General features: G+C 52.1%; 1 protein-coding gene. It reads left to right on the top strand.

Annotation, left to right across the window (positions count from 1 at the left end; all coding sequences use genetic code 11):
• Positions 1-16 precede the first annotated feature (16 nt).
• On the top strand, positions 17-537 hold a 521-nt coding region (locus tag AN618_RS12495; RefSeq protein ID WP_245628543.1), incomplete at its 3' end, for an FAD-dependent oxidoreductase.

Genomic DNA, 537 nt, shown 5'->3' with positions numbered 1-537 from the left:
AAAAGAAGACAAAGTAGTGGCAGTCCTTGACAGCGGAAAAGAAATCGAATCCGAGATAATGCTGGTAGCAACGGGAAGGAAAGCCCAAATAGAAGACCTAGGCCTGGAAGCTTTAGGCATAAAAGTAGAAAAAGGGAGGATAATCGTAGACGAACACATGGAAACCAGTGCAAAAGGCATATACGCCATAGGCGACGTGGTGCCCGGCCTGCAGCTCGCCCACGTAGCCTCCTTTGAGGGAATCTGCGCGGCGGAAAACATAATGGGAAAAGAAAGCCGCATGGACTACAGCGCAGTGCCCCGGGGAGTATTTACCGACCCCGAAATAGGGGCGGTCGGGATGACCGAAGAAGAAGCCAGGAAAGCCGGATTTAAGGTAAAAATAGGCAGGTTCTACTTTAGAGGATTGGGAAGGGCCCAGGCGGCAGGGAAGATAACCGGCTTTGCCAAGATAATCGCCGACGAGGACACGGATAAAATCCTGGGGGCAGCAATTATGGGTCCGAACGCCACGGACCTGGTGCACGAGATAATACC

It is taken from the genome of Fervidicola ferrireducens, assembly GCF_001562425.1.
Classification (GTDB): Bacteria; Bacillota; Thermosediminibacteria; order Thermosediminibacterales; family Thermosediminibacteraceae; genus Fervidicola; species Fervidicola ferrireducens.
Note: the sequence above shows the minus strand (reverse complement) of the source record. Positions and strands in the feature narration are given on the sequence as shown.